The 25,950-nt window shown below is 72.2% G+C and carries 24 protein-coding genes and 3 pseudogenes; 15 read left to right on the forward strand and 12 right to left on the reverse strand.

Annotated elements, in window-relative coordinates:
* Nucleotides 1-32: 32 nt before the first annotated feature.
* Nucleotides 33-1,061, reverse strand: a complete 1,029-nt coding sequence (tdh, locus tag LNW71_RS04185) for an L-threonine 3-dehydrogenase (RefSeq protein WP_250966985.1) — start codon at nucleotides 1,059-1,061, stop codon at nucleotides 33-35.
* A gap of 445 nt (nucleotides 1,062-1,506) precedes the next feature.
* Between tdh and LNW71_RS04190 the strand changes: the two genes are divergently transcribed.
* Nucleotides 1,507-2,493, forward strand: coding sequence for a linear amide C-N hydrolase (locus LNW71_RS04190; RefSeq protein WP_285802040.1), 987 nt, complete (start codon nucleotides 1,507-1,509; stop codon nucleotides 2,491-2,493).
* 97 nt (nucleotides 2,494-2,590) lie between these two features.
* Here the strand turns inward: LNW71_RS04190 and LNW71_RS04195 are convergent, their stop codons facing one another.
* Nucleotides 2,591-3,037, reverse strand: a complete 447-nt coding sequence (locus LNW71_RS04195) for a MarR family transcriptional regulator (protein WP_250966986.1) — start codon at nucleotides 3,035-3,037, stop codon at nucleotides 2,591-2,593.
* 182 nt (nucleotides 3,038-3,219) lie between these two features.
* On the opposite strand from LNW71_RS04195, the gene LNW71_RS04200 reads away from it, so the two are divergent.
* Together LNW71_RS04200 and LNW71_RS04205 are read left to right on the forward strand one after the other, a co-directional pair.
* Nucleotides 3,220-4,683, forward strand: a complete 1,464-nt coding sequence (locus tag LNW71_RS04200; protein ID WP_250966987.1) for an MFS transporter — start codon at nucleotides 3,220-3,222, stop codon at nucleotides 4,681-4,683.
* A gap of 119 nt (nucleotides 4,684-4,802) precedes the next feature.
* Entirely contained in the window at nucleotides 4,803-5,423 is a 621-nt protein-coding gene (locus LNW71_RS04205) for an L-threonylcarbamoyladenylate synthase (protein ID WP_250966988.1), read from the forward strand.
* Nucleotides 5,424-5,489: 66 nt separating this feature from the next.
* Here LNW71_RS04205 and LNW71_RS04210 read toward each other — a convergent pair whose 3' ends face one another.
* Both LNW71_RS04210 and LNW71_RS04215 read right to left on the reverse strand, forming a co-directional pair.
* A complete protein-coding gene (locus LNW71_RS04210; RefSeq protein ID WP_250966989.1) occupies nucleotides 5,490-6,044 on the reverse strand; it encodes a hypothetical protein in 555 nt (184 codons plus the stop codon).
* Nucleotides 6,045-6,274: 230 nt separating this feature from the next.
* Nucleotides 6,275-6,913: a TetR/AcrR family transcriptional regulator gene (locus LNW71_RS04215; protein ID WP_250966990.1), complete on the reverse strand. Its 639-nt coding sequence runs from the start codon at nucleotides 6,911-6,913 to the stop codon at nucleotides 6,275-6,277.
* Nucleotides 6,914-7,032: 119 nt separating this feature from the next.
* Between LNW71_RS04215 and LNW71_RS04220 the strand changes: the two are divergent.
* From LNW71_RS04220 to LNW71_RS04240, 5 genes and pseudogenes are all read left to right on the forward strand, one after another.
* Nucleotides 7,033-7,994 (forward strand): annotated as a pseudogene (locus tag LNW71_RS04220) (alpha/beta hydrolase).
* A gap of 19 nt (nucleotides 7,995-8,013) precedes the next feature.
* A complete protein-coding gene (locus LNW71_RS04225) occupies nucleotides 8,014-8,463 on the forward strand; it encodes a hypothetical protein (RefSeq protein WP_250966991.1) in 450 nt (149 codons plus the stop codon).
* A 66-nt stretch (nucleotides 8,464-8,529) separates the two neighbouring features.
* Entirely contained in the window at nucleotides 8,530-9,324 is a 795-nt protein-coding gene (locus LNW71_RS04230; protein ID WP_250966992.1) for an NAD(P)-binding domain-containing protein, read from the forward strand.
* 228 nt (nucleotides 9,325-9,552) lie between these two features.
* The gene (locus LNW71_RS04235; RefSeq protein ID WP_250966993.1) at nucleotides 9,553-12,003 is read left to right on the forward strand and encodes a GTPase-associated protein 1-related protein; all 2,451 of its coding nucleotides are present in this window, start codon (nucleotides 9,553-9,555) and stop codon (nucleotides 12,001-12,003) included.
* Nucleotides 12,004-12,138: 135 nt separating this feature from the next.
* Complete coding sequence (locus LNW71_RS04240; RefSeq protein WP_250966994.1) at nucleotides 12,139-12,609, forward strand: hypothetical protein; 471 nt, start codon at nucleotides 12,139-12,141, stop codon at nucleotides 12,607-12,609.
* Between the two features lie 28 nt (nucleotides 12,610-12,637).
* On the opposite strand, the gene msrB is transcribed toward LNW71_RS04240, so the two are convergent.
* The 4 genes and pseudogenes from msrB to LNW71_RS04260 all read right to left on the reverse strand — a co-directional run bounded on the left by msrB (nucleotide 12,638) and on the right by LNW71_RS04260 (nucleotide 15,854).
* Nucleotides 12,638-13,042 (reverse strand): peptide-methionine (R)-S-oxide reductase MsrB, encoded by a 405-nt coding sequence (gene msrB / locus LNW71_RS04245; protein WP_250966995.1) that lies wholly within the window; start codon nucleotides 13,040-13,042, stop codon nucleotides 12,638-12,640.
* A 10-nt stretch (nucleotides 13,043-13,052) separates the two neighbouring features.
* Nucleotides 13,053-14,446 (reverse strand): annotated as a pseudogene (gene murC, locus LNW71_RS04250) (UDP-N-acetylmuramate--L-alanine ligase).
* 41 nt (nucleotides 14,447-14,487) lie between these two features.
* Nucleotides 14,488-14,940, reverse strand: a complete 453-nt coding sequence (locus LNW71_RS04255) for an indole-3-glycerol phosphate synthase (protein ID WP_250966996.1) — start codon at nucleotides 14,938-14,940, stop codon at nucleotides 14,488-14,490.
* A 149-nt stretch (nucleotides 14,941-15,089) separates the two neighbouring features.
* Nucleotides 15,090-15,854, reverse strand: a complete 765-nt coding sequence (locus tag LNW71_RS04260; protein WP_250966997.1) for a pyrimidine reductase family protein — start codon at nucleotides 15,852-15,854, stop codon at nucleotides 15,090-15,092.
* Nucleotides 15,855-15,889: 35 nt separating this feature from the next.
* Here LNW71_RS04260 and zapE point away from each other — a divergent pair, with 35 nt between their 5' ends.
* From zapE to LNW71_RS04280, 4 genes are all read left to right on the forward strand, one after another.
* Complete coding sequence (zapE, locus tag LNW71_RS04265; RefSeq protein ID WP_250966998.1) at nucleotides 15,890-16,984, forward strand: cell division protein ZapE; 1,095 nt, start codon at nucleotides 15,890-15,892, stop codon at nucleotides 16,982-16,984.
* Between the two features lie 84 nt (nucleotides 16,985-17,068).
* On the forward strand, nucleotides 17,069-17,494 hold the full coding sequence (locus LNW71_RS04270) for an OsmC family protein (RefSeq protein ID WP_124285482.1): 426 nt from the start codon (nucleotides 17,069-17,071) through the stop codon (nucleotides 17,492-17,494).
* Between the two features lie 135 nt (nucleotides 17,495-17,629).
* Nucleotides 17,630-19,009: an alkaline phosphatase PhoX gene (locus tag LNW71_RS04275; RefSeq protein ID WP_250966999.1), complete on the forward strand. Its 1,380-nt coding sequence runs from the start codon at nucleotides 17,630-17,632 to the stop codon at nucleotides 19,007-19,009.
* Nucleotides 19,010-19,250: 241 nt separating this feature from the next.
* Nucleotides 19,251-20,105 carry a polysaccharide deacetylase family protein gene (locus LNW71_RS04280; protein WP_250971895.1) on the forward strand — a complete coding sequence of 285 codons (855 nt, stop codon included), beginning with the start codon at nucleotides 19,251-19,253 and terminating at the stop codon, nucleotides 20,103-20,105.
* A gap of 6 nt (nucleotides 20,106-20,111) precedes the next feature.
* Here LNW71_RS04280 and LNW71_RS04285 read toward each other — a convergent pair whose 3' ends face one another.
* The 4 genes and pseudogenes from LNW71_RS04285 to LNW71_RS04300 all read right to left on the reverse strand — a co-directional run bounded on the left by LNW71_RS04285 (nucleotide 20,112) and on the right by LNW71_RS04300 (nucleotide 22,576).
* On the reverse strand, nucleotides 20,112-20,300 hold the full coding sequence (locus LNW71_RS04285; protein ID WP_250971896.1) for a hypothetical protein: 189 nt from the start codon (nucleotides 20,298-20,300) through the stop codon (nucleotides 20,112-20,114).
* A 26-nt stretch (nucleotides 20,301-20,326) separates the two neighbouring features.
* Nucleotides 20,327-20,998 (reverse strand): ABC transporter, encoded by a 672-nt coding sequence (locus tag LNW71_RS04290; protein WP_250967000.1) that lies wholly within the window; start codon nucleotides 20,996-20,998, stop codon nucleotides 20,327-20,329.
* Nucleotides 20,995-21,839, reverse strand: a pseudogene (locus LNW71_RS04295) (ATP-binding cassette domain-containing protein). Before LNW71_RS04295 ends, LNW71_RS04290 begins: the two are co-directional and overlap by 4 nt.
* 59 nt (nucleotides 21,840-21,898) lie before the next feature.
* Complete coding sequence (locus LNW71_RS04300; protein ID WP_250967002.1) at nucleotides 21,899-22,576, reverse strand: AIM24 family protein; 678 nt, start codon at nucleotides 22,574-22,576, stop codon at nucleotides 21,899-21,901.
* A gap of 71 nt (nucleotides 22,577-22,647) precedes the next feature.
* Here LNW71_RS04300 and LNW71_RS04305 point away from each other — a divergent pair, with 71 nt between their 5' ends.
* The 3 genes from LNW71_RS04305 to LNW71_RS04315 all read left to right on the forward strand — a co-directional run bounded on the left by LNW71_RS04305 (nucleotide 22,648) and on the right by LNW71_RS04315 (nucleotide 25,949).
* Nucleotides 22,648-23,394, forward strand: a complete 747-nt coding sequence (locus LNW71_RS04305) for a peptidyl-tRNA hydrolase (protein WP_250967003.1) — start codon at nucleotides 22,648-22,650, stop codon at nucleotides 23,392-23,394.
* Nucleotides 23,395-23,577: 183 nt separating this feature from the next.
* Complete coding sequence (locus LNW71_RS04310) at nucleotides 23,578-24,315, forward strand: DUF4142 domain-containing protein (RefSeq protein WP_250967004.1); 738 nt, start codon at nucleotides 23,578-23,580, stop codon at nucleotides 24,313-24,315.
* A gap of 143 nt (nucleotides 24,316-24,458) precedes the next feature.
* The gene (locus LNW71_RS04315) at nucleotides 24,459-25,949 is read left to right on the forward strand and encodes a DUF692 domain-containing protein (RefSeq protein WP_250967005.1); all 1,491 of its coding nucleotides are present in this window, start codon (nucleotides 24,459-24,461) and stop codon (nucleotides 25,947-25,949) included.
* Nucleotide 25,950 lies beyond the last annotated feature (1 nt).

A 25,950-nucleotide genomic window follows, 5' to 3' on the forward strand; every position in this document is an offset into this window, starting at 1 on the left:
ACGGTCAGGCAGCGGCGGTCGGACGCAGGCCGTCAGACGGTCCAGTCGAGGATGACCTTGCCGCCGAGTCCGCTTGCCGCGTCGTCGAAGGCGGCCTCGAAGTCGCGGTAGTCGTACCGGCCCGTGATCACGGGGGCGAGGTCGAGGCCACCCTCCAGCAGCACGGACATTGCGTACCAGGTCTCGTACATCTCGCGGCCGTAGATGCCCTTGACCGTGATCATGGAGGTGACGATCCGGGACCAGTCGACGGCGAAGTCCTCGGACGGCAGTCCGAGCATCGCGATCCGGCCGCCGTGCGTCATGTTCGCGATCATTTCGCGCATCGCCTCGGGGCGGCCGGACATCTCCAGGCCGATGTCGAAGCCCTCGCGCAGCCCCAGCTCCCGCTGCCCGTCCGCGATGGTCTGCTCGCCGACGTTGAGCGCGAGGCTGACGCCGACCTTGCGGGCCAGCTCCAGGCGGGCCTCACTGACGTCGGTGATGACGACGTTGCGGGCGCCGGCGTGTTTGGCGACGGCCGCGGACATGATGCCGATCGGGCCGGCGCCGGTGATGAGCACGTCCTCGCCGACCAGCGGGAAGGAGAGCGCGGTGTGCACGGCGTTGCCGAACGGGTCGAAGATCGCGGCGATGTCCAGGTCGACGGGGACCCGGTGCACCCACACGTTGGAGGCGGGCAGCGCGACGTACTCGGCGAACGCCCCGTCGCGGCCAACGCCGAGGCCCAGCGTGGAGCGGCAGAGGTGGCGGCGGCCGGCCAGACAGTTGCGGCACTTGCCGCACACCAGGTGGCCCTCGCCGCTGACCAGGTCGCCGACGGCGATGTCCACGACGTCGGCGCCGATCGCGGCGACCTCGCCGACGAACTCGTGGCCGAGGACGAGCGGCGTCTTCACGGCCTGCTGCGCCCAGCCGTCGTAGTTGCGGATGTGCAGGTCGGTACCGCAGATGCCGGTACGGAGCACCTTGATGAGCACGTCCGAGGGGCCGGTCTCCGGCTCAGGAACGTCCATCAGCCAGAGTCCCGGCTCGGCCTTCTGCTTCACGAGTGCCTTCACGGCTGCGGCTCCCTGTACCTGGTACGGCGTTGATCTCCCCGGGCCGGGGGCATGGGTGGGAAAGCCTGCGGCCCGGGGAAGAATGAGGGGACGGCGTGGCAGCGCGTTTCGACCGGCTGCCGCGCACCATCCTCCGCCGTCACGGAGAAATCTGCCGCACCGCGCGCCCCAGGTCCATCGAGGTTTTCTTAAGCACGGCCGCAGCTCCGCTTCACGCCCTCCGCCGCACGGACGGTGCCGGCAGCCCGCCGGCTGCCGGGTTCCGGCTGCCGTCCCGTGGCGCGCGGCCTGCTCCATCCGGCGGAGGCCTCGCCGCTGTGGGGTGACGTCGAGAAGGTGCGGCCGGTGAGCGGGGCCGGTGGGTCAGTGCTAAGACTCCGAATGGGGTCAAAACGTGTCCGCTGCAGGTCAGTCCGGATCACTGACGACTGGAAGGCGAGAATTCATGTGTACGCGAGCACTCTGGGCCGGTGCGGGCGGGTCAGTTCTTGCCGGGCGCAACATGGACTGGATGGAGGAGATGAGGACGAACCTCTGGGCCTTCCCGCGCGGCATGGCCCGCGATGACGGGCTCGGCGGGGCGCTGACCTGGACATCCACCTACGGGAGCCTGGTCGCCGGCGCACATGATCTGATGACCGTCGACGGGATCAACGAAGCCGGTCTTGGGGCACACCAGCTCTTTCTCCCCGAGTCCGACTACGGCGAGCGGGACGAGAGCCGCTCGGCGCTGAGTGTGGCGGTTTGGATGCAGTACGTCCTCGACAACTTCGCCACCGTCGCCGAGGCGGTGGAGTGGACCGAGAGCGCTCAGCTCCAAGTGGTGGCGCAGAGCGACCCGTCGAGCGGCAAGTCGGTCACCCTGCACATGGCGCTGGAGGACCGGTCAGGTGACTCGGCAATCGTGGAGTATCTGGACGGAACACCGCGGGTGCACCATGACCGGACCTACACGGTGGTGACCAACTCGCCTCCGTTCGACGAGCAGCTCGCCCGCCTGCGGACCATCGAGGGCCTGGGTGGCAGCGAGCCGCTGCCGGGCGGGACCGACCCCTCGGACCGTTTCGCACGCGCGGCGTACTACTTGACCAGGCTTCCGCAGCCCGGTGGCACCACCGAGGCGGTCGCCTCACTACTGAGCGTGATGCGCAACGCCGCCCAGCCGTTCCGCGTGGCCGACCCGGACAAGCCCTACGCCTCGCAGACCATCTGGCGCACGCTCGCGGACCTGAGCAACGGCATCTACGTCTATGAGTCGACGTCACGGCCCAACATCGTCTGGGCTCACATGTCCGGACTCGATCTCTCCGAAGGCGCACCTGCGCTGAAACTCGACCTGGCCAACGACACCGGCCTGGAAGGCGGACTTGTCGGAGACGTCACCGACCGCTTCACCGAGGCGCCGCCGATGCGCTTTCTGGCGGCACGGTAGGACCACGCGCAGAGATACCCGCCGCACCGCAGGCGGCCACCGAGCCGGCCCCGCTGCGGGTGCCGGTTCGGGGCAGGTGGCCCGGCCGGGCCGTCGTTCAGTCCCGCGGCCAGGGCCGGCCGTCGAGGCGTTCGATGTCGCGGTTGAGGCGGGCGAGGCCGTCCGCGAGCTGGGCGGCCTCCTCCGGGCTCCAGTCGGCGAGCACGAGCCCCAGGCCGTCGCGGTTCTCGGCGCGGTCCTTGTCCAGGCGGTGTGCACCCTCGTCCGTGATGACGAACTTCCGGGCGATCCCGCCGTCCGGATCGGGGATCCGCTCGACGACACCGGAGCGGAGCATCGCGGCGGTCTGCCGGTTGAGCGTGGAGGTGTCCAGGCCGAACGCGTCGTGCAACTGGCCGATGGACATGGGGCCCTGGGCCCGGATGCGGCTGAGGAGGATGTAGGCGCTCCGGTCGAGCCGGCCGCCTCCGCGCGAGGTGAGCAGGCTCATGTGCCGGCCGAGCAGCATGGTCTCGAACTCGATCCGGTCCACAGGCATGTCCACGCGACGCTTCTTTCCGTGCCGGGCTCGCCTCCTCACGGGACGGCGGCCGTTCTGTTCTGTACAGATATACCACAGATTGTATGCATGATGCATTTCATGTGTATGACACACCCCGCATGTAGAGTACATATCGAATGCATGGTGCATCCCGCCGTGGCCCGGCGGAGCGATCAGGAGTACCCGTGGAAAGAACCCAGCCCGCAGCCCGCCCAGGCGTCGTTGTCGGCATCCTCGCCTTCGCCGGCATCGTGGCCGCGCTCACGCAGACCCTGGTGGTGCCGCTGATCGGGGAACTCCCGAAGATGTTCGGCACCTCCCCGTCGAACGCCTCCTGGGTGATCACCGCCACCCTGCTGGCCGCCGCCGTCGCCACCCCGGTGGCCGGGCGTCTCGGGGACATGTTCGGCAAGCGCCGCATGCTGATGGCCTCGCTGGTCCCGCTCGTCCTGGGCTCGGTGATCTGCGCCCTGTCCTCCTCCGTGGTCCCGATGATCGCCGGACGCGGTCTGCAGGGGCTCGGCATGGGCGTGGTCCCCCTCGGCATCAGCCTGCTGCGGGATGTGATGCCGGCCGAGAAGCTCGGTTCCTCCATCGCGATCATGAGCGCCTCGATGGGCGTCGGAGGCGCCCTCGGGCTCCCGTTCGCCGCCGGCATCGCCGAGAACTCCAGCTGGCGGGTGCTGTTCTGGGTCATCGCCGCGCTCGCGCTGGGCGTCGGCGCGCTGATCTGGCTGCGGGTGCCCGCGGACCACTCCGCCGCCACCGCCTCCCGCAGCTTCGACTTCCTCGGCGCGATCGGCCTGGGCATCGGCCTGGTCTGTCTGCTGCTCGGTGTGTCGAAGGGCGCCGACTGGGGCTGGGGCAGCGGCACCACCCTCGGCCTGCTGATCGCCTCCGCCGTCGTCCTGCTGGTCTGGGGCCGGTGGGAGCTGCGCGTCAGTGACCCGCTGGTCGACCTGCGGGTCACCGCCCGCCCCCAGGTCCTCATGACGAACGCGGCCTCCGTCCTGGTCGGCTTCGCGATGTACGCCCAGTCCCTGGTCGTGCCTCAGCTGCTCCAGCTGCCGGTGGCCACCGGCTACGGCCTGGGCCAGTCGATGCTGGCCATGGGTCTGTGGATGGCGCCCGCCGGTCTGATGATGATGATCATGTCGCCGCTCGGCGCGAAGCTCTCGGCCGCCAAGGGCCCGAAGGTGACGCTGGCCGTCGGTGCGCTGATCATCTCGATCGGCTACGGCCTGGGGGTGCCGTTCGTCGACTCCGGCTCCACCTGGACGCTGCTGGTGGTCACGCTCGTCTGCAACACCGGTGTCGGCTTCGCGTACGGAGCCATGCCCGCGCTCATCATGTCGGCCGTGCCGCAGTCCGAGACCGCCTCCGCGAACAGCTTCAACTCGCTGATGCGGTCGATCGGCACCTCCGTCTCCGCCGCCGTCATCGCCGTCGTCATGGCGCAGATGACCACCGACTTCGGCGGCTACGCGCTGCCGTCGGAGAGCGGCTTCCGTGCTGCCATGCTGATCGGCTGCGGCGTCGGCCTCGCCGCTGCGATCCTCGCCGCCCTCATCCCCGTACGGGCATCGGCGAAGCCGGACCTGCTCGTCGCACGGCCCGCGGCGCCCGAGGTCACCGAGGCCAAGGCCTGACAAGGCCCGACAAGGTTTGAACGGCTCCGGCCACCCGATCAGGTTGTCCTGTCTCCCCCGGGACAGGACAACCTGCCGTTGCGCCGAACCGCCCTTGGCGCCGGCCGTAGACTCGCCGGATGGCGAAGTATTTCGACGTACACCCCGAAAATCCCCAGCGGCGCACCATCACCAACGTGGTCGACAGCATCCGTTCCGGATCGCTCGTCGCCTATCCGACGGACTCCTGTTACGCGCTGGGCTGTCAGCTCGGCAGCCGTGACGGCATCTCCCGCATCCGTACGATCCGCAACCTCGACGACCGCCATCACTTCACGCTCATGTGCCAGAACTTCGCCCAGCTCGGGCAGTTCGTGCAGATCGACAACGACGTGTTCCGCGCGATCAAGGCCGCGACGCCCGGCCAGTACACGTTCATCCTGCCGGCGACGAAGGAGGTGCCGCGTCAGCTGCTGCACCCGAAGAAGAAGACCGTCGGTGTCCGCATCCCCGACCACGCCGTCGTCCAGGCCCTGCTGTCCGAACTCGGCGAGCCGTTGCTCTCCAGCACCCTGCTCCTGCCCGACGAGGAGGAGCCGATGACCCAGGGCTGGGAGATCAAGGAACGCCTCGACCACGAGGTGGACGTCGTCGTCGACTCCGGCGACTGCGGTACGGAGCCGACCACCGTCCTCGACTTCTCCAGCGGCGAGCTGGAGATCGTACGACGGGGCGCCGGCGACACCGCCCGCTTCGAGTAACCGGGCGCGGGGCACGGCCGGGCTCCCCGGCCTACCCCCTCCCGCCCTCTCGTCTCCGTCAACCGTTCAGGGCCGTTCGTCCGCCTGCCACTTGTCGAACCCCCAGGCCGGATGGGCAGCGCTCAGGTAGGGCACATGCCCGTCCCAGTCCGCGGTGGTCAGGGCGGTCGCGGGCCTGACGGTGATGCCGCCTGCTGCATCCATGTCGAATCCCCAGGAGAAGCCGGCCAGCGGCAGTACGCGCCGCTCGGCGCCGTCCAGCGGGGTGTGCGCCAGGAAGCTGTGCGCGAGCCAGGCCATGGACCGGCGTTCGGCCCGCGACGGGGCGTCGAACAGGGTCGGCGCGAGGCCGAAGAAGGCGTACGGGGAAGGCGCGTCCTCGAACAGCACGAACGGGTCCATCTCGAAGTCGGCGCCGCCACTCGCGTTGTCCGTCGACCGGACGAACTGGACCCAGCCGAACATGGCCCGGTACCCCCTGCCGGGATACTCCACCGTGGTCGTGCAGCACGGAAACCCCTGCGTGGCCGGGTGCTTGCCGATCGTCAGCGGATCATCGACCTGTTCGAGTTCCACGGTCACGTGGCCGGTCTCACCGTCGTGGGCGAAGGGCAGGATCATGCCCCCACCCTCCTGGAGCGCGCCCCAGGCCACAAGGTCCGGAATCAGCCGCCGTGGTCCTCGGCCGGGTCCGGGCGCGCCGGACGTCCACGGAGCGCCCCTCGCGAGGGCGGGCAGCGGCTCGAAGTCCTGGGCCGTAGCGCGGTCCAGGACGGACCGCGCCCCTGGGCGCGGGGTCGCGGCGCACCCCACGGCCGCCCCGCGCCCCCGCGCGGGACACCGGCCGGGTCCTACCAGCAGGCCCGGTCCCTGATCCCGCCGAGCACGGTGTCGAGCATCCGGTCGAACTCCGCCAGGGATCCGAAGTCGGCCATGAGCGGGGCGATCGCGGCCATGGCCGGGTACGCGGTGGAGTCGAACGCGGGCACTGCGGCGGGCTCTTCGGGTCCGTCCCCGGTGCGTGCCAGCAGGTGTCCGTTGAGGAAGCTGAACAGCACCATGGGCGCGTCCGCGGCCGTCCGGTCGGGCAGGCCTGCCTCGCGCATCGCGGTGACCAGCCGCTCCAGGGCGGAGACGGCCACCGGCGAGGTCTGCGCGCGCGTCACCAGCAGCGGGAACACCCGCGGGTGCCGGTAGGCCATCTCGCGGTAGCCGTGCGCCGTCCGGCGGGCGATCTCCTCCCAGTCGCTGGACGTGTCCTCGTCCGCGGCGACCGCCATCTCGGTGAGCACCGCCTCGGACAGCGCGTCCAGCAGTGCGGCCTTGCCCTTGATGTGGTGGTAGATCGACATCGGGTCGACGCCGAGCTCCTGCGCGAGTCGCCGCACCCCGAAGCGCTCCAGACCGTCGCGGTCGACCATGGCGACAGCGGCGGCGGCGATGCGCTCGCGGCCGAGCCCAGCCGAGGTGCCCTGGTTGCGTCTGGCCATGTGCGACCCCCTTCCCTTGCCAAACCTACACCGTAGAAATTATCGTGCGGAACGCGAACCTACGACGTAGGTTTCGGACCATCGGGCCACAGGCCGCGCGGGCCTGCCAAGGAGGAGACATGGGCGAAGTCACCGAGGTGACACGGCCGCCGGAGCCGGACTGGGCGGCGGTGACGGCCGGGGAACTGGTCACCTACCGCGAAGCGGAGAACCGCTTCCGGGCATCCAGCGGAGCGCGGGCGATGCTGGGGCACCCGGATCCGGGTGCCGTGATCGAGTGGCAGGAGGTGCCGCTCGCCGGCCGCGGCCTCCCGGTCCGGGTGTACCGGCCGGTGCCCGGGCCCGGCGACACGAGTGCCGCCCGGACCCGGTTACCCCTCGTGCTGCATGTGCACGGCGGCAGCTTCGTGGGCACGGCGGTGCAGTGCGACTGGGGCAACAGCCACGTCGCCGCCCGGCTGCCCGCAGTCGTCGTCTCGGTCGAGCACCGCCTCCTCGACCCGGAAACCCCGCTCTCGGCGGCCCTCGCCGACGCCTGGGAAGTGCTCCAGTACCTGGTGCTGCACGCCTCCGAGTGGGGCATCGACCCGGCGCGGACCGCTGTGTTCGGCGAGAGCTGCGGCGCGCTGATCAGTGCCCTGGCAGCGATCCGGGCCCGGGAGACCGGCCTGCTGCTCAAGGCCCAGGTACTGGTCAACCCAGCAGTCGACATGACCGAGGCGATGTTCGACCACCCTCGTTCGACGAGTTCGGGTACAGCCCGACGCGCGCCGTGCCGCTGCTGCGCTTCTTCCGGCAACTCGCCGTTCCGCCGGGAACCGACGCCCGCGCGCTCTCGCCGCTCCATGCCGACAGCCTGGACGATCTGGCCCCGGCGCTCCTGGTGGTGCCGACCCACGATGCGCTGGCCGATCACGGCCGCCTCTACGCCGAGCGGCTGCGGGCGGCCGGGACCTCCGCGCGGCTCACCGAATACCCGGGAGCGAGGCACGCGTTCCTCACGCTGCCGGGCATCGAGCCGCAGGCCGAGGCCGCCCGGGAGGAAATCGTCGAGTTCCTCCGCGTCGCCCTCGGCGCGTGAGCGAAGGGAAAGCACTCACATGACGAAGACACCTCATGACCGGTGGGCCATCGCGGCGATGTGCGCCGGCCTCGGACTCACCGTCATCGCGATGGTCATCCCGTACGTCGACCGTGCCACCACCCAGCTGCTGGCCGACCACATCCGGGCCGGCTATCCCGCGTACACCCGGACGCGGGTCGACTCGGCCGTCAGCACCTACCTGGTCCTGCTGTCCGTCATCGGGGCGCTCGGCGTCGCCGCCTGGCTCTGGACGGCCTGGGCCGTCCACGCGGGCAAGCGGTGGGCCCGGCCGGCCGCGACCGCCATGTTCGTGCTCGGCGCGGGCGTGGCACTGACCGGGCTGCTCACCAGGGACAGTTCCGGTGACACCGGACTGCCGGCGTCACTGGGCTGGGCCGGGACGGCCCCCTGTCTGGCAGGCGGTCTGGCGGTCACAATGCTGTGGCGAAGGCCGCGACGGGCCTGACCGCCGCTCCGGAAGCGCACTCCGTCGGTTCGGGCCCGACGCCACGGACCTGGACGGTCCCGGCTCATGACAACCACTCACCATGGAGGTGGGCGCTTTGAAGCGCATCGGCATCATCGGCGTCGGCGAGATCGGCCGGGCCCTCGTGACGGGCCTGCGTGCCGGGGGCGGCAGGTCGCCGGAGGTGTTCCTCTCCCCCGGGGAGCCCGCACCGCCGCGGAGCTGGCCGGCCGCTACGAGGGCGTTCGGGTGTGCGCCGGCAATCAGGAGGTGGTGGACCGCTCCGAGTTGGTGATCGTCGCCGTACGCCGCCAGGACCGGCACGAGGCCCTCGCCGGTCTGAGGGTGGACAGCGACAAGGTGGTGGTCAACGTGATGGCCGGCGTCGGCAACGACGACCTGCGACAGACCCTCGCCACCGACGCCCCGCTGGTCCGCGCCATCCCCCTGCCGTCCGTACGCGAACGCCGCTCCGTCACGGTGGTCTGCCCCTCGCACCCGGAGGTGGACTCCCTCTTCGAACAGCTGGGTGGCGCGCTCCCCGTCGCGGACGAGGCGGCCTTCGACGTGTTCTCCGCGGTGACGGGCACGCTGACCGCCCACTACGCGTACCTCGACACGCTCACCTCGTGGGCCGCCGGCCACGGCATCGACCACGACGACGCCGACCGCTACGTCCGCGGCCTCTTCCAGGGCGTCGGCCGCGCCTTGGCTGACGGGAGCCGCTCCCTGCGGCAGCTGGCAGCCGACCACGAGACGCCGGGCGGAAACAACGAACGCATCCGCACCACCTGGTTCGGACCGGCCAACTCCGAAGCCCTGGGGAAGGCCCTCGACGGCCTTCTCGCCGATCTGAAGTAGCCCCCGGCAAAGGCCCGTCGCCACCCTTAGGACGCGTCGTACGCTCCAGCCGGCGCCCCGTGCCGGGGTTCTCTCCGCGAGGGTGCGCGGGTCCTTGATAGCGTCGCCCCAGCGACTGCGGAACACTCCCCGCCGGGGTCGTCGCTCTGCCGGGACGGCGCTGCCAGCACGGGACGGCGGGTGCGGTGGCACGGGGACGGTCATGGCAGGGACGAAGAGAGCCGACGCATGAGCCTCGCGCAGTTGCACTACACCTCCGCAACGGACGCGGACGGGTCCGGAGCCGGCGAGGAAGGTCCGATACCGGGCCGTTTCCACGCTGTTGACGCCGCGATACCCGCGGCCGTACTCGCCGAGGCCGGGCCGCTCCTGCAGTACGAGCCGCCGGCCGGCACCCCGCGGCTGGTCTCGGACGCCGCACTGCGCGCACTGCCCGAAGCACTGAGTTTCAGCGTGCTGTCCGACGGCAGCCATCTGCTGGCCCGGACCGTGGCGGTCCGTCCCGCGCAGCAGTCCGCCGTGGGCTTCCACGCGCACGCGGTCCATCTCCCCGCCGGCGCCCGGCTGCCGGGCGGGATGGCCCCGATCACCGCCTGCCGTGCGGCCCGCTGGGCCACCGCCGCGCCGGACCGTGCGCCGCTCGATCCGGTCAGTGCGCTTGCCCCCGCCACGGGTCACGCCCGCGAACGCGAGGGGCTCAACGACTTCGCCGTCTCCCGCGGCCCCTGGCTCGCGGGCGTGCTGGCAGATCTGCGCCGGCTGAGCGGACCGGCCGATCCCTCGCGGGTCGTGCTCGTCGAACGGCAGAGCGCGGACGTGGCCCGCTGGATCGCGCTGGCCGCGGCCACCCTGCCGCCGGAGAGCGCCGAGCGGCTGACCTTCACCACGTACGCCCGCCACCCGGAGCGCGCCCCGCAGCAGGTCGTCGGCGTGCTGCCGCAGGACGCGCACGAGCTGCCGGGCCCCGGGTTCCGTGTGCACGTCTGCACCGGTCCGCGCCCGGAAGGGACGGTGCAGGACGCCTGGGCCGAGACGGCGGCCCGGATCTGGCGGAGCCGCGCGCCGGAACTGTTCCGGGAGGCGGCCGAACTGCCCGGGGAGCCGTTCGCCGCCGGTCCGGTGGCGGTGACGGCCCTGTGCGCGGGTATCGCGCTGGGCCCGAACGAGCGTGCCGCCGCAGCAGGTTGGGCCGCCGAGCGGCCCTACGCACTGGACGCCAAGCGGACCGGGCAGCTGGTCGACGCCCTGACGGCGCCCGGCGTCGACGACCGCACCGGGCCCGAATTCGACGCCGCGGGGCGGCTGTTCGCCGCCCTCGACGGCCGCTCCCCCGCGACCACCACGGCTCCGCTGGCGGCGATGCTGGTCACGGAGGCAGTGCGCGGCGGCAACGGCTCCCTGGAACTTCCCGGCCGCACGGCCTTCAGCGGCCCGGAGGGCGCGGCGGTCGCCACCGTGCTCGGACCCGAGATCCTGACCGAGCTGAGCGGCTCGGCGGCCGGGCTGGACGTGGCCAGGACGGTGCAGCTGCTTCGCGTCGCCCGGCTGCTCGGTGTGGACTGCGCCGAGCTGCTGCCCGACGTCGTACGGCAGCTGGCGCCCGCCCTGCTCGAAGACGCGGACGAGACACCGGGCTGGGCGCCCGCGCTGCTGGAGCTGATGGACGAGCAGTTCGACGTCCGTACGGCGCTGCTCGGCGCCCTGGACCGGATCGCGCCGGAGAACCCGGCCGGTGCGGAGCGGCTGCTGGGCCGGGTGCCGCTGCCGTTCACCGGCACGCAGCTGCTGCCGCACCTGCGGATGTGCGCGGAGGCACCTGAGGCCAAGGCGGGCTTCGGCGCCGACCGGGTGGGCGCGGTGCACCGGGTGCTGCGGGCCGCCGGGATGTCGCCGTTCGCGGAGCCCCTGGTCCTGCGGACGGCCGTGGGCCTGGTGTGGGAGGAGGGTGCTCCGTCCGCGGGCGAGGCCCGGCTGCTGCTGGACGCCGCGACGTCGGACGCGCACCGGACGGCCGGCACCTGGTCGCATCTGGTCGCCGCGGCGCTGGGCGCCGCCGCCGACGACGAGGCGGCACCCGAGCTCGCCCATGACCTGCTGCGCGGCTTCCCGCAGGAGATCGGGGGCCGGACGCGCGGTGCGCTGCTGCTCCTGGAGTTCGCCCGCGAGGTCCGCTCGGGGTCGGCGGCGCCCGGCTGGGCGGAACGGGCCCGCGCGCTGCGCTCGGACGCCGAGCCGGTGGAGCCGGGGGTGCTCGACCACGCGTTCGGCGCCCTGGCCGGGCGGCTGCTCGCGCCGGACAGCCCGGAGGAGGAGCTGTACGCCCTCGTGCACAGCGGCGACGCGGATCTCATCGCCGCGTACGACCGGGCCGCCCGCGGGGCCGAAGTCCGGACCCGGCTGAAGGCCGAGCCCGAATACGCCGCCGGCTGCTTCACCGTGTGGACCGCCCACCCGCACGCCGGGGCGGAGTGGAGCGGGACCGCGGCCGCCCTGCTGGAGGAGGTGCTGCGCCCTGCGGTGCGGGCGCTCGGGCCCGAGCGGGTCGCGGCCGTGGAGGAGGCCGTGGGGCGTTCGGGCAGCAGCGGCCGGGCGGAGGCCTTCCGCGACTGGAACCGCCGGGGACAGGGCACTCTGGGCCGGCTGGGCAGGCGGCTCGCGGGCCGCGTCCGGCGCGGCTGACCCGGCACCCGGCCGTCCCGGGCCGGTCCCGCTCCGCGCCCGCGCGTGTCGCGGGGGCTGCGCGCCGCCGGGTACCTTGGTGCTTACCGATCTCGTGGGCCTCCTGGCGGGCTGCGTGAAACCCAGGAGGAACAGATGACGACGAACCGTGGGCGCAAGGACGTGATCCGGGACCGGATGGCCGCGACCGGTGAGTCGTACAACGTGGCCGCCCGCAACCTCAAGGCGATGAAGGACATGGGCGCCACGCGGGAGGCCGTCCTCACCCAGCGCTGGCGTCCGGCCGACTCCCTCGACGTGCCGTGCCCGTGCGGCGGTACCTGCGAGCCCGGCGAGACGTGCGAGCGCTGCCATGCCCGGCACCGGCACGTGGCCCGGTACCCGGGCAGCGCCACGGAGGTGGAGACCTGGGTCGACCGGTACGAGTGCACCGGCTGCCCGGCGTCGTACACGCTGATCGTCGAGCTGCCGGGCCGGCCCTGGGGTGTGGCGGAGACGGTGATCCAGGGCGGTTCGGCCGAGGAGGTCGTGCGGGCCCGGGTCTTCCCCGGTGTGGTGCACCCGCTGCTGAAGCCCGAGGCGCCGGAGACGCCGGAGGAGGACTGACGCGGGCGTCAGTCCTCCTCGTACCGGCTCAGGCCTCGGGCGTCAGCCGCAGCGAGATCGAGTTGATGCAGTACCGCTGGTCCGTCGGGGTGGGGTAGCCCTCGCCCTCGAACACGTGGCCCAGGTGCGAGCCGCAGCGGGCGCAGCGCACCTCGGTGCGGACCATGCCGTGGCTGCGGTCCTGGATCAGTTCGACCGCGTCGGAGTCCTTCGGGTCGAAGAAGGACGGCCAGCCGCAGTGCGACTCGAATTTGGTGTCGGAGCGGAACAGCTCCGCGTCACAGGCGCGGCAGGAGTAGACGCCCGTCGTCTTGGTGTCGGTGTATTCGCCGACGAAGGCGGGCTCGGTGCCGGCCTGGCGCAGCACCGCGTACTCGGCGGGGGACAGCTCCGCCCGCCACTCCTCGTCCGGCTTGTCGATGTCGTACGGCACGGTGGCTCCCTCAGCTCGACAGGTGTTCCAGGATCTGCGGGCCGAGGTCCGTGACGTCGCCCGCCCCCATGGTGAGAACGAGATCGCCGGGCTTCGCCATTCCCGCGATCACGCCGGGAACCGTCGTCTTGTCGTGGACGGCGGTGACGTCGGCGCCGGCCGTCTGCGCGGCGTCGATGATCAGGGTGCTGGTGATGCCGGGGATCGGGTCCTCGCGGCCGGGTAGATGTCCAGCACCACGGAGGCGTCGGCCAGCGCGAGGGCCTGGCCCATCTCGGTGCCGAGCTCCTGGGTGCGGGAGAAGAGGTGGGGCTGGAAGACGACCAGGAGGCGGGCGTCGGAGGCGGCGCCGCGCATCGCTTCGAGGTCTGCGGTCATCTCGGTGGGGTGGTGCGCGTAGCTGTCGATGACCTGGACGCCGGCTGCCTCGCCCTTGAGCTGGAGGCGGCGCTTGACTCCGGTGTACTTGCCGAGGGCCGAGGCGAGGTTGTGCGCCGGGATGCCGAGGGCGACGCCCGCGGCAAGGGCGGCGACCGCGTTCAGGGCGTAGTGGCGGCCGGGGACGGAGACGGTGAAGGTGAGGTACTTCCCGTTCAGGACGACCGTGACCTCGCTGGTCAGACCGCGCTGGGTGATCTTGTGGACGCGTACGTCCGCGGTCGCGGCCTCGCCGTAGGTGACGACCTTGAGCGCGGACTGGTCCCGCACCCGGCGGGTCAGCTCGACGGCGCCGGACTGGTCGGCGGAGACGACGAGGGTGCCGTCGGGGACGATCTTGCCGACGAAGGTCTCGAAGGAGTCGTAGATCTCGTCCATCGAGGCGTAGTTCGCATGGTGGTCCAGCTCGACGTTGAGGACGATCGCGACCTCGGGGTCGTACTTCTGGAAGCTCCGGTCGCTCTCGTCCGCCTCGGCGACGAAGATCGCGCCCTCGCCGTGCGTGGCGTTGGTGCCGGGGCCCGCGAGGTCGCCGCCGATCGCGTACGAGGGGTCGAGGCCCAGCTCGGTCAGGGCGACGGCCAGCATCGAGGTGGTGGTCGTCTTGCCGTGGGTGCCCGCGACGGCGATGGCCCGCAGCCCCTCCATCAGCGAGGCGAGTGCGTCGGAGCGGTGCACGACGGGGATCGAGAGCTCGCCGGCGCGCACCAGCTCCGGGTTGTCGCCGCGGATGGCGCTGGAGACGACCACGCACGTGGCGTCTTCCGCCAGGTGTCCGGCGGCGTGCCCGATGTGGACCGTCGCCCCCAGCGCGCGCAGCGCCTCGGCCGTGGCGGACTCCTTGGAGTCGCTGCCGGCGACCTTCGCGCCGCGCCGGGTGAGGATCTTCGCGATGCCCGACATTCCGGCGCCGCCGATGCCGATGAAGTGCGGCCGTTCCATGGCGGCAGGAATACCGGGTGCCATGCGTCTGTCTCCCAGGGTGGGTGCGGGTGGGGCCTCCCAGCCTATTCGCTGTGCGCGAAGAGCTTGAGCACCGGTACGCCGACCTTGTGCCGGGCGCGGGACGCCCAGTCGCGGTGGAAGAACTCCTCCACGTAGTGCGGCGCGGTCAGCACGATGACCTCGTCGGCCCCCGCGTCCTCGACCACGGACGTGAGCTTGTCCAGAGGGTGCGCCTCGATCACCTGTCCGACGGCTTCGGAGCCCGACTGCCGCAGGGCCTCCAGGGACACTTCGAGCGCGAGTTCGGCGGACTGTCTGGCGTTCTTGCCCTCCGGTTCCTCGCTCTCCCGGGCCGCTTCCTTCAGTTCGCCCATCGCCAGGTCGTCGATGGCCCGCAACAGCACATCCGCCTGGTCGCCACGCGGCTGCATGAGCACGACGAAGGAGACCTGCTCCTCCCCGTGCAGGGTGGTGACGAACTCGACGTCCTCGGAAGTGAGGGGCTTCTCGATCATCAAAACGCTGGTGAACACCACAGGCGCCCTTCTGCTTCAGTGACCGTCGCCGGTCGCTGCCGAAACCATCCTTCCCCGCGCTCGCACGGGGTCTGCGAGATCCATTCTGCCCACCGAACGCTAACCGGAACGGGATATTCCGCCGATTGTCAGATCCGACGGTATCGAGAGAAGAGGAACCCGGCCTCTTCCAGCAGCGATGCCAGGGCGAATCGTTCCGGCACGGCCACCGACGGGCCGCCGGCGATCCGCTGCGCGTCCCCGGCGGTCAGCATCGGCGCCACGGTCAGGCACAGCTCGTCCAGCACGCCCTCCGCCACGAACTGGCCGAGCAGCCGGGGCCCGCCCTCCGTGAGCATCCGCCTGAAACCGCGGTCGGCCAGCTCCCGCACCGCCCGGGCGGGATCCACCCGGGACCCCTCCCCCGCGATCACCACCTCGGCGCCCGCCTTCCGGGCCGCCGCGATCCGGTCCGGGGGCGCGCCCGCGCCGGTCAGCAAGAGGGTGGGGACCAGGGGTGACACGAAGAGCGGAAGCGAGAAGTCCAGGTCCAGGCTGCCGCTCACCACGGCGACGGCCGGCGCGGGTCCCTGTCCGGCCGCCGCCCGCCGGGCCGCGAAGGCCTCCCGGGCCCGGGCCGGCCGGTACCCCTCCAGGCGCACGGTCTCCGCGCCCGCCACGACCACATCGGCCAGGGCGCGCAGGGTGCCGAAGATCCGCATGTCGCTCTCGCAGGAGATCGGCTGCGAGCGGCCGTCGTGCTGGGCGGCCCCGTCGAGCGTCGACACCATGTTGGCGCGCAGCCAGGGGCCGTCCGTGTCGGGGTAGGCGTAGGCGTCGGCGAGGGTGTCCAGGCTCCACTCGCCTCCGTCGTCGGCCGCTGTCAGGTCGGTCACAGGGAACAGGCGTCGCATGTTCCGCAGTCTGGCACGGCCTAAGCTGGGGAGTTGTGTCGTCCTCCCACGCCGTGCCGGGGCAGAGCCCCATAGCCGAAACGGCCCCGCTGTCCCTGTGCGCCCTCGAGCCGCGCGTCCCTGCCGACCGGCTGGTCGCCGAGATGGTGCCGCCGCCGCGCTTCGACTCGGTGCGCTTCGATACGTACGTGCCCGACCCCGACCAGCCGAGCCAGACCGAGGCGGTCCAGGTCCTCGGCGACTTCGCGGCCGGGCTCGGCGGGGCGCACGCGACGGGCGCGGGCAAGCGCAAGTGGTTCGGCGGCAGGAAGACCGCGGCGCCCAGCGGCCCGCGCGGGGTGTACCTCGACGGCGGCTACGGCGTCGGCAAGACCCACCTGCTGGCCTCGCTCTGGCACGCCACGCCCGCCGCGCCCTCCCTGAAGGCCTTCGGCACCTTCGTCGAGCTGACCAACCTGGTGGGCGCGCTCGGCTTCCAGCAGACGGTGCAGACGCTGAGCGGGCACCGGCTGCTGTGCATCGACGAGTTCGAGCTCGACGACCCCGGTGACACGGTCCTGGTGTCCTCGCTGCTGAGCCGGCTCGTCGAGGCGGGGGTCGCGCTCGCCGCGACCTCCAACACGCTGCCGGGCAAGCTCGGCGAGGGCCGGTTCGCCGCGGCCGACTTCCTGCGGGAGATCCAGGGGCTGTCCGCGCACTTCCGCCCGCTACGCATCGACGGGGAGGACTACCGTCACCGCGGGCTGCCCGATGCCCCGCCCCCGTACTCCGAGGAGCAGGTCACCAGGGCGGCGTACTCCACCGAGGGCGCCAGCCTGGACGACTTCCCCTCGCTGCTCGACCACCTGGCCCGCGTCCACCCGAGCCGGTACGGCGCGCTGACGGACGACGTCCGGGCGGTGTGCCTGACCGAGGTGCAGCCGGTGGCCGACCAGTCGACCGCGCTGCGGCTCGTGGTGCTCGCGGACCGGCTGTACGACCGGGAGGTGCCGGTGCTCGCCTCCGGGCTGCCGTTCGACCGGCTGTTCAGTGAGGAAATGCTGAACGGCGGGTACCGGAAGAAGTACTTCCGGGCAATCTCCCGGCTGACGGCGCTGGCGCGCGACGCAAAGACACTGGTGGCGCAGTAGGTTCGGGGGCGTACCACCGGCGGGACACGACGAAGTGGCCCGCCGCTCCCGTACAACCGCGCATTCCGTTTGAAGGGATCCAGCATGGCTACCACGCGTCAGGCGCACACGGTCTGGGAAGGCAACCTGATCGAGGGCAAGGGCGTCGTCACCCTCGATTCCTCAGGGATCGGGGAGTACCCGGTCTCCTGGCCGTCCCGCGCGGAGAAGGCGAACGGCAAGACCAGCCCGGAGGAGCTCATCGCCGCGGCCCACTCCAGCTGCTTCTCGATGGCGCTCTCCAACGGTCTGGCCACGGCCGGCACCCCGCCCACCCGGCTGAACACCCAGGCCGAGGTCACCTTCCAGCCGGGCACCGGCATCACCGGGATCCACCTCACCGTCGAGGGCGAGGTGCCCGGTCTCGACGAGGCGGGCTTCGTCAAGGCGGCCGAGGACGCGAAGGCGAACTGCCCGGTCAGCCAGGCGCTGACGGGCACGACGATCACGCTCACCGCGTCGCTCGCCTGAGTTCCCCGGCGGCCGCCGAAGGCGGCCGGGACGCTAGACACGTATGAGGCCGGTGGCCCGCATGGTTCCCGCGCGCGGATACGCGTGGTACACACATGCGGGTCACTGTTCCTGTCCCCAACAGGAAGTTGCCTCATGTCATCCGCAGCAGCACGACAGCCCGCAACACGACGTCAGGTCCTGGCCGGTACCGGTGCGGCCGTGGCCACCGTCGCCTTCGCCGGGGCCTTCACCGAACTCTTCGCGGGTTCCGCGGCCGCCCACGGGCACGGCGGTTACGGCCCCTTGGTGCCCGACCCCGACGGACTGCTCGACCTGCCGAAGGGTTTCCGCTACCGGGTGCTGTCCCGGGAGGGCGACCCGCTCCGCTCAGGCGAGGGCCCCGTCCCCAGCCACTGCGACGGAATGGCCGCGTTCGCGGGCCGGCGCGGTCACGTCCGGCTGGTGCGCAACCACGAGAACCGCGTCGACGCGGCGATCGCCGTCCCGACCGTCGAGGGGATCACCTACGACCCGATGGGCAAGGGCGGTTGCACGGCCCTCGAACTCGACAGCGACAACCACGTCCTGGGCGAACGCGTCGCCATCGCCGGTACGGCGGTGAACTGCGCGGGCGGGCGCACTCCTTGGGACACCTGGCTGACCTGCGAGGAGACCGAGGACAAGGCCGGCACCAACGGCTACACCAAGGACCACGGCTACATCTTCGAGGTGGACGGCGCCGACCCGCGCCGCACCGGCGCCGTGCCGCTGACCGCGATGGGCCGCTTCCAGCACGAGGCCATCGCGATCGATCCGCACAACGGCGTCGTCTACGAGACCGAGGACGCGTTCGAGAAGCCGTTCGGACTCTTCTACCGCTTCCTGCCCGAAAAGCCGCTGGGCGGCACGGGCTCGCTCCGGGCCGGCGGGCAGCTGGAGGCCATGCGGGTGCCGGGCGTCCCCGACCTCTCCGCGGTCCAGGAGACCGGGACGACGTTCGAGGGCATCGAGTGGGTCCCCGTACCGGATCCGCTGGCCGCCGAGACCCCCATCCGCTTCCAGGACTTCGGGCCGAAGGGCATCACCCACGGCCAGAAGCTGGAGGGCTGCTACTGGGGCGGGTCGTCGGTCTACTTCGTCTCCAGCTTCGCCCACAGCGCCGAGGGATCGGCGGCGGACCACTTCGGACAGGTCTGGCGCTACGAGCCGAAGCGGCGCCGTCTCACCCTGGTCATCGTCTTCGGGCCGGGCACGGACATCCAGCTGCCGGGCGAGTCCCCGGACAACATCTGTCTGGCCTCCGACGGCGGCCTGATGGTGTGCGAGGACGGCGGCGGCGCCCAGCACGTGTTCGGTCTGACCAGGCGCGGTGAGGTGTACGCGATGGCGCGCGGCCGGCAGAACATCGGGACGCCCGAGGAGCCGGAGTGGGGCGAGTTCGCCGGGGTCACCTTCGCCCCGGACAACGGGACGATGTTCGTGAACTGCTACACGCCGGGGACGACGTTCGCGGTGACGGGACCCTGGCGCTGACCGGCTGACCGGCTGACCGGCTGAGCACGGAGGCAGGGGGTGGGGGACGGGCTTCGGCCGCCCCGCCCCTGCCTCCGTGGCGCCGGTGCGCGGCGGCCCTTCGGCCTCACGGCGGAGCACCTGCTCGACGACTGAGTGAATCCCGGGGCCGCTTCACGGCACAGGAGCGCCGCAGGCGGGTCCCTGTCGATCGATCAGTTACTTTCCGGAAGTGACCAACTCTGCACTTAAGTGGACGACGATGACCGTTCTGGGGGCGGTGCTCGGAGGCGGCCTCGTCGGCTGCGGAAGCGCCGGAGGCTCCCGCGGCGAGATCTCCGCAGCCGCGGGCCGTACCCCGGCCGCCGCGCACTCCCCGGCCCACGCCCCGTCAGCGGGTGCCCCGGCAGCGAGGAAGCCGCCCACCCTGGCGCCGGGCCCGGCCGGTCTCACCCCGGTCTTCAAGCGCGGTACGAAGAGTGCCGGCAAGGTCGTGGCGCTCACCTTCGACGCCGACATGACGGCCGACGAGGGGCCGCGCGCGGCGGAGGGCGAGCAGTTCGACAACCCGGAGCTGATCTCCCTGCTGCGCCGGCTGAAGGTCCCGGCCACGGTGTTCATGACCGGCCGGTGGGCCGAGCAGTATCCGGAGCAGGCCCGCTCCATCGGCACGGACCCGCTCTTCGAGATCGCCAACCACTCCTACAGCCACTACGCCTTCACGTCGCCCTGCTACGGGCTGCCGACCGTGGAGAAGGACGCGATGCGCGAAGAGGTGGAACGGGCCTTCGGTGCGATCCGCCGGACCGGCGCCCGCAACGTCGTGCCGTACTTCCGCTTCCCCGGCGGCTGCTACGACGACGCCTCGCTGCGCACGCTCGCCGCGGAGAAGGTCACGGCCGTGCAGTGGGACGTCGTCAGCGGTGACGCCTTCGCCACGGACGCGGACGCGGTGGCGGAGCAGGTGCTGGACGGGGTGCGGCCCGGTTCACTGGTCGTCATGCACTGCACCCGCAGCGCCGCACCGGTCACTGACCGGGCGGTCGGCCAGGTGGTCCCGGAACTGCGCAGGCGTGGCTACCGCTTCGTGAAGGTGTCCGAGCTGATGCGCGGCTGACCCGCCTCAGCCCGAGCACGCCGAGCGCTGGGCCTCCTGCCATTCGCAGACCGGGCAGAGCGTGATCCCCTTCACCGACTCGGGATACTCGGTCGGCTTCCGGCAGAGCACGCACTCCGCGTACGGCGGCCCGCCGGCCACCCCCGGGGAAGCGGCCGGCGCCTCGCAGTACGACTCTTCCGCGCGCCCCTGCATGCCCTCATTCATGTGTACGAGCCTACTCATCCGCGTACCGAAGTGAGCCTGCAGGCGAGCGCGCCCGCCGCGGCCGCCACGACGACTGCCAGGAACAGCGGGAGCAGCGGCACCCGGACCGTGCCGGTGAGCGAACCGGTGACCAGACCCGTCACCGCTTCGTTCGCGGGCGAACCGGTGGTGACCAGGGCGAGGAGCACGGCGAGCACGGTCGCCGCCATGGACCAGCCGCGCCGGTGCAGCAGCGGACGGGTGCACAGCGCGCCGGCCGCCGCGCCCAGCAGGACGCAGCAGGCGGTGGCGAGGAGGCCGGCGGCCCCGGCGGACGGGAGCGGGACCTTCACCCGGTGGTCGGTGGAGGCCGGTTCGCTGATCAGCAGCACGGTCGCGGTGGTGGCCGCGCCCAGCAGCCCGGCGCAGCCCAGTGCGGCGAGCAGCGACGCCAGATGGGCCCGCGGCTGTCCGCCGGCCGCCGCGGCGACGACGGTCCGGGCCGCGGGCGGTTCCTGGTTGACGCAGACGTGCACCAGCCAGGCGGTGACGGGCAGCAGGCCGGCAGCGGCGTAGCCGAGCGAGTCCAGCACGGGCTGTCCCGAGCGGACGCCGACGGCCAGGAAGGCCAGGTACAGGAACACCGGCGCGAGCCAGCGCTGGGAGCGGACCAGCAGGGCGGTCTGGTAGCGGAGCAGGGCGGTCATGGTGCCTCGTCGCGGTCGAGGGGGGCCGCTCCGGCCGTGCGGGCCGCGGAGTCGCCGGGCACGGTCGAGAGGTGCCGGATGTGCCAGGGCGGGCGGGCCGCGAGCAGGGCGCTCAGCAGCGCGTCGGAGTACGGGGCCGCGACGGTCAGCCGCAGCGCGCCGTCCTCGCCCGGGGTCTGTGCGGGGTCGCCCGGCAGGCCGGTGGGCGGCGGTGTGCCCGGCGGGCCCGCCACCTCGATCCGCACCCGGGGCCCGGCACCCGCCCCGGCCCGCGCGAGGGGGCCGGGACGAGCCCGTGGCCCTCGACGCGGAACGCGGCGTCGACCGCGCCGGCGAGCCGGCGCGGGTCGTGATCGACGAAGACGACGGTGGCGCCCGCGGCGACGCGCTCGGCGACGGCCCGGTCCAGTTCGTCACGGGCAGCGGTGTCCAGACCGGTCCAGGCCTCGTCCAGCACCAGCAGCTCCGGTTCGGCGAGCAGCGCCTGGGCGACGGCGACCTTCTGGCTGGTGCCCTTGGAGAGCTCCGGCAGCGGCGTCCGGGCGTGCCCGGCTGCGCCGAAGCGGGTCAGCCACGCCTCCGCGCGCCCGGCCGCTTCGGCCGTGCCCAGCCCGTGGATCCTGCCGAGGTGGACGAGATATCCGGCGGCGGTGAACGGCAGCTCCGCGGGGAACCGCTCGGGCACGTACGCCGTGCGCGGCCTGGCACCGGAGATCCGGCCCTCGGTGGGGGCGTCGATGCCGGCGAGGAGCCGCAACAGGGTGGACTTGCCCGTGCCGTTGGCCCCTTCGATCCGGACGAGGGCGCGCTCGGGCAGGCCGAGGTCGACCCCGCGCAGCACCCAGGGTCCGGCGAGGCCGTACCGCCGGCCCACGCCCTGCAGGCGGAGCGGTCCGGTTCTCAGTTGGCCGACGCCTTCTCGGTCTTGAGCTCGCTGGGACGTACGATCACGAACCCCTCGCCGTCCAGACGCAGCTGAACGGCCTCGCCCGAGCCACCGCGCAGCATCGAGCCGACGCTCTGGGAGCGGTGCAGCGAGGTGTTCAGGTGGGCGCTCCAGCCGACGACCGCGTCCGTGTCGACGCACACCGGCTGCTGAGGCGTGACGGGGATCACTATGGGGTGCCCCTCACACATCAGGCCGAGCTTGCCGTAGCCGCTGAAGACGCTGTTGAAGAGTCCGCCGCCGGTCATCCCGGCGCCCTTCACGGTCTTTATCTCGTAGGCGAGGGTGGCGTCGAAACAGAGGACGTTGCGGCCGTTGATGGTGAGGACGTCGCCCTGCTCCATCTCCACGATGAAGCAGTTGGCCGCCTCGTGCGCGAACCACGCCTCGCCCTGGCCCCGCACCGCCATCAGCGGCAGGCCCTCGCCGGTGACGGCGCGCTTGAGCATGCCGCCGAGCCCCTGGCCCTTGCGCTCGAACTGGAGATCACCACGGAAGGCGACCATCGATCCCTGGCGGGCGTGCATTTCGCCGCTGACCGCGTACTTGATGGATTTGGCGTTCTGCAAGGTCATTCCGGGGGCGGTGGCCTGCTGTGCCATGTGCTCGCTGGAGAAAAGATCGCTCTTCATGCGGTGCATCCTCACCCGGAGCGGTTCATTCCGCCAAGAACGTTCTTCCGGGCGGCTGGCAGACTGGTCGGGTGAGCAGCGACGACACCCCCGAAACCCCGTCCGAGCCCGCCGGTCTGCCGGCGGACAGCCCCTTCCGTAACGAGCGGACCGACCGGGACGAGGCGCAGCAGTACGTGCTCCCGCTGGTGGTGCACATCGAGAAGACGGCTCCCCCGGCCCGGACCGATGCGCTCCGCACAGCCGCCCGTGCGGTGCTGGTGATGCTCTCCGACGAGCGGTCGGCGGGCGAGGGCGAGTGGGCGCAGGTGATGCGGGACTGGCAGGACGCCCGGATCCGCAAGGTGGTGCGACGGGCGCGCGGCGCGGAGTGGCGCAAGGCATGCGCGCTGCCCGGCATCACGGTCACCGGCGAGAGCGCCGAGGTGCGGGTCTTCCCGCCGGTGCCGCTGGACGGCTGGCCGAAGGAGCTCGCGAAGCTCCAGGTCTCCGGGACGGACCTGGACGATCCCGAGCCGCCCGCCGCGCCCGACCTCGCCGGGCCGGTCCTCTGGCTGAACCCGGACCTCGACATGTCGGCCGGCAAGGAGATGGCACAGGCCGGGCACGGAGCCCAGCTCGCCTGGTGGGAGCTGTCGGAGACGGAGCGCAAGACGTGGCGCGAGGCGGGCTTCCCCCTCTCGGTCTCCACTCCGCAGGCGGGCCGCTGGCAGGAACTCACGGTGAGCGGACTGCCGGTGGTGCAGGATGCCGGATTCACCGAGATCGCCCCGGGGTCCTGCACGGTGGTCGCCGATCACCCGGCGCTGCGCCGCTGATCCGTCCGCGACCTTTCACAGATTTCTGCCCGATCCGTTGAATGGTCCGTTCCGTCGATACGTATCCCCTGACATCGCCGCACTGGCAATACTGCCCGGTAGGTTGAACGGCCGGTCAGTCCACGGCCGTTGCGACCGGCGGTTGATTGGACGCCGTCACGCCTCGGCCCGGGAGAGACCTCTGTGCGACGCATCAACGGAACGGCCCTCATCATCGCGGCACTCGTCGCCACGCTCGGCGCGCTCGCCTACCCGGTCTGGTCGTACGCCGACCGCTCCGGCACGGGTCAGGCCAATCTCGACGCGTCGACCACCGCCACCCAGTGGGGCCCGCTCTCCGCGACCGACCGGGACTTCCTGGTCAAGGTCCGCCTGGCGGGGCTCTGGGAGCTGCCCGCCGGGCAGCAGGCCATCCAACGGGCGCCGACCGCGGCGATCACGGCGGCCGGGGACCACCTGGTGGTCGGCCACACCGAACTGGACCGCCGGTCACGGGACGTGGCCGCCAAACTCGGCGTGGAGCTGCCCAACCAGCCGAACGAGCAGCAGCAGGGCTGGCTGCGCGAGCTGACCGCGGCGAGCGGCCAGGAGTACGAGCGGAAGTTCGCCAATCTGCTGCGGAACGCGCACGGCAAGGTCTTCGCGCTGATCGCCCTGGTCCGCCACACCACCCGCAACACGCTGATCCGACAGCTGGCGACTGACGCCAACCAGACCGTGCTCGACCACATCACCATGCTGGAGGGCACGGGCTTCGTCGACTTCGACGGGATCGCCCGCGAGGCGGCCGGGGCGGCGACGGCCAGCCCGACCGGGCCGCCGGCGGCTCCGAGCGGAGCGGTCCTGCCGCTGCCGGTTCCGGCATCCCCGACCGGGGACCAGTCGTTCACCTCGCGGCCCTCCATGGCACCGATGCCCTGAGCCACGACCCGGACCACGGAACAGGTTCCGGGCCGCGGCGGGCGGCCCGGAACCTCAAATCGAGCTCTGAACGTCCCCCTCTTCGGATTCGCCGCCGTGCGCCGGGGTCATTACCCCTGCACGGAGCGGAGTAGGGGGACACCATGAAGCTGGGAATCGGTATCGGCTGGCGGCCGGAGATCGCCGACGCGGTGGAGGCACTGCCGGGGATCGACTGGGTGGAAGCGGTCGCGGAGAACCTCTGCGCCGACCACCTGCCCGCCTCCCTGGCGCGGCTGAGGGAGCGCGGTGTCACGGTGGTGCCGCACGGGGTCTCGCTCGGTCTCGGCGGCGCCGACCGCCCCGACCCCGGCCGGCTCGCCGACCTCGCGGCACGCGCCGCGCTGCTGGGCACGCCGCTGGTGACCGAGCACATCGCGTTCGTACGGGCGGGCGGACCGCGCACCGCGTCGCCGGTGTTGGAAGCGGGGCACCTGCTCCCCGTGCCGCGCACCTGGGCCGCGCTGGACGTGCTGTGCGAGAACGTGCGGATCGCGCAGGACTCGCTGCCGGTGCCGCTGGCCCTGGAGAACATCGCGGCATTGATCTCCTGGCCTGACGAGGAGTTGACCGAGGGGCAGTTCCTGGCGGAGCTGGTCGAGCGCACTGGGGTGCGGCTGCTCATCGACGTGGCCAATCTGCACATCAACCACGTCAACCGGGGCGAGGACCCGGCCAGGGCGCTCGACGAGCTGCCGGTGGAGGCCATCGCGTACGTGCACGTGGCGGGCGGCATCGAGCGGGACGGCGTCTGGCACGACACGCACGCCCACCCGGTCACCGCACCCGTTCTCGGCATCCTCGCCGAACTGCGCTCCCGGGTCACGCCGCCCGGCGTCCTGCTGGAGCGCGACGACGACTTCCCGCCGGCCGCTGAGCTGGCGGGCGAACTGGACGCGATCCGCGCCACGCTGGACGCCGGCCGGGGCGAGGTACGGCCGGCGTCCAGCGTGGCCGCGCGCCCCGGCTCACCGGCCGCGACCGCCCGCGCGGACGGCGACGGGGGCCGCGCGCCTCACGGCGACACCGCCGCCGTAACCGAGCAGACGACCGAAGCCGTACGGGACGCCGAGGCCGCACCCGAGCAGACAACCGACGCCGTAGGTGAAGCCGCCGTACCCAACCGGATGACCGACGTCGCACGTGAAGCCGCCGTGCCCGGACGGGACGGGCAGGCGGACGCCGACGCCGCGCGGGACCGGGTCGCGGTCGCGCAGGCCTCGCTGCTCTCCGCCCTGGTCGCCGGCACCCCGGCCCCTGAGGGCTTCGACCACCGCAGGCTCGGCATCCAGAGCCGGGCGCTGGCCGCCAAGCGCGCCGATGTCGTCGCCAAGGTGGCGCCCGAGCTCCCGGAGATCCTGGGGCAGGCCTACCGGGGCGAGTTCCTCGCGTACGCCAGGACCCGGCCGATGGCCGCCGGATACCGGCGCGACGCACTGGACTTCGCCGAGCAACTGCTCATCGCCGGCCGCCCCGGGGAGGACGACGTCCGCCGGCGGCTGACCTACTGGTGGCAGGACCGTGCGGCTCCACGGCCGCCCCGCCGCGCCACCCGGCTGGCCCGGGCCGCCCGTTCCGTACTCGTGGGAAGGTGAC

The sequence above is a fragment of the Streptomyces sp. RKAG290 genome (genome assembly GCF_023701695.1).
In the GTDB taxonomy this organism is placed as follows: Bacteria; Actinomycetota; Actinomycetes; order Streptomycetales; family Streptomycetaceae; genus Streptomyces.

Coding starts and splice junctions, on each gene's coding strand:
- LNW71_RS04315 (WP_250967005.1), top strand. CDS start 24,459: ATGAAGCTGGGAATCGGTATCGGCTGGCGGCCGGAGATCGCCGACGCG.
- LNW71_RS04215 (WP_250966990.1), bottom strand. CDS start 6,913: ATGGCCAGACGCAACCAGGGCACCTCGGCTGGGCTCGGCCGCGAGCGC.
- LNW71_RS04260 (WP_250966997.1), bottom strand. CDS start 15,854: ATGCGACGCCTGTTCCCTGTGACCGACCTGACAGCGGCCGACGACGGA.
- LNW71_RS04230 (WP_250966992.1), top strand. CDS start 8,530: ATGACAACCACTCACCATGGAGGTGGGCGCTTTGAAGCGCATCGGCAT.
- LNW71_RS04290 (WP_250967000.1), bottom strand. CDS start 20,998: ATGACCGCCCTGCTCCGCTACCAGACCGCCCTGCTGGTCCGCTCCCAG.
- LNW71_RS04255 (WP_250966996.1), bottom strand. CDS start 14,940: ATGATCGAGAAGCCCCTCACTTCCGAGGACGTCGAGTTCGTCACCACC.
- LNW71_RS04240 (WP_250966994.1), top strand. CDS start 12,139: ATGACGACGAACCGTGGGCGCAAGGACGTGATCCGGGACCGGATGGCC.
- LNW71_RS04235 (WP_250966993.1), top strand. CDS start 9,553: ATGAGCCTCGCGCAGTTGCACTACACCTCCGCAACGGACGCGGACGGG.
- LNW71_RS04275 (WP_250966999.1), top strand. CDS start 17,630: ATGTCATCCGCAGCAGCACGACAGCCCGCAACACGACGTCAGGTCCTG.
- LNW71_RS04300 (WP_250967002.1), bottom strand. CDS start 22,576: ATGAAGAGCGATCTTTTCTCCAGCGAGCACATGGCACAGCAGGCCACC.
- LNW71_RS04210 (WP_250966989.1), bottom strand. CDS start 6,044: ATGATCCTGCCCTTCGCCCACGACGGTGAGACCGGCCACGTGACCGTG.
- LNW71_RS04285 (WP_250971896.1), bottom strand. CDS start 20,300: ATGCAGGGGCGCGCGGAAGAGTCGTACTGCGAGGCGCCGGCCGCTTCC.
- LNW71_RS04280 (WP_250971895.1), top strand. CDS start 19,251: ATGACCGTTCTGGGGGCGGTGCTCGGAGGCGGCCTCGTCGGCTGCGGA.
- LNW71_RS04270 (WP_124285482.1), top strand. CDS start 17,069: ATGGCTACCACGCGTCAGGCGCACACGGTCTGGGAAGGCAACCTGATC.
- LNW71_RS04190 (WP_285802040.1), top strand. CDS start 1,507: ATGTGTACGCGAGCACTCTGGGCCGGTGCGGGCGGGTCAGTTCTTGCC.
- LNW71_RS04225 (WP_250966991.1), top strand. CDS start 8,014: ATGACGAAGACACCTCATGACCGGTGGGCCATCGCGGCGATGTGCGCC.
- LNW71_RS04205 (WP_250966988.1), top strand. CDS start 4,803: ATGGCGAAGTATTTCGACGTACACCCCGAAAATCCCCAGCGGCGCACC.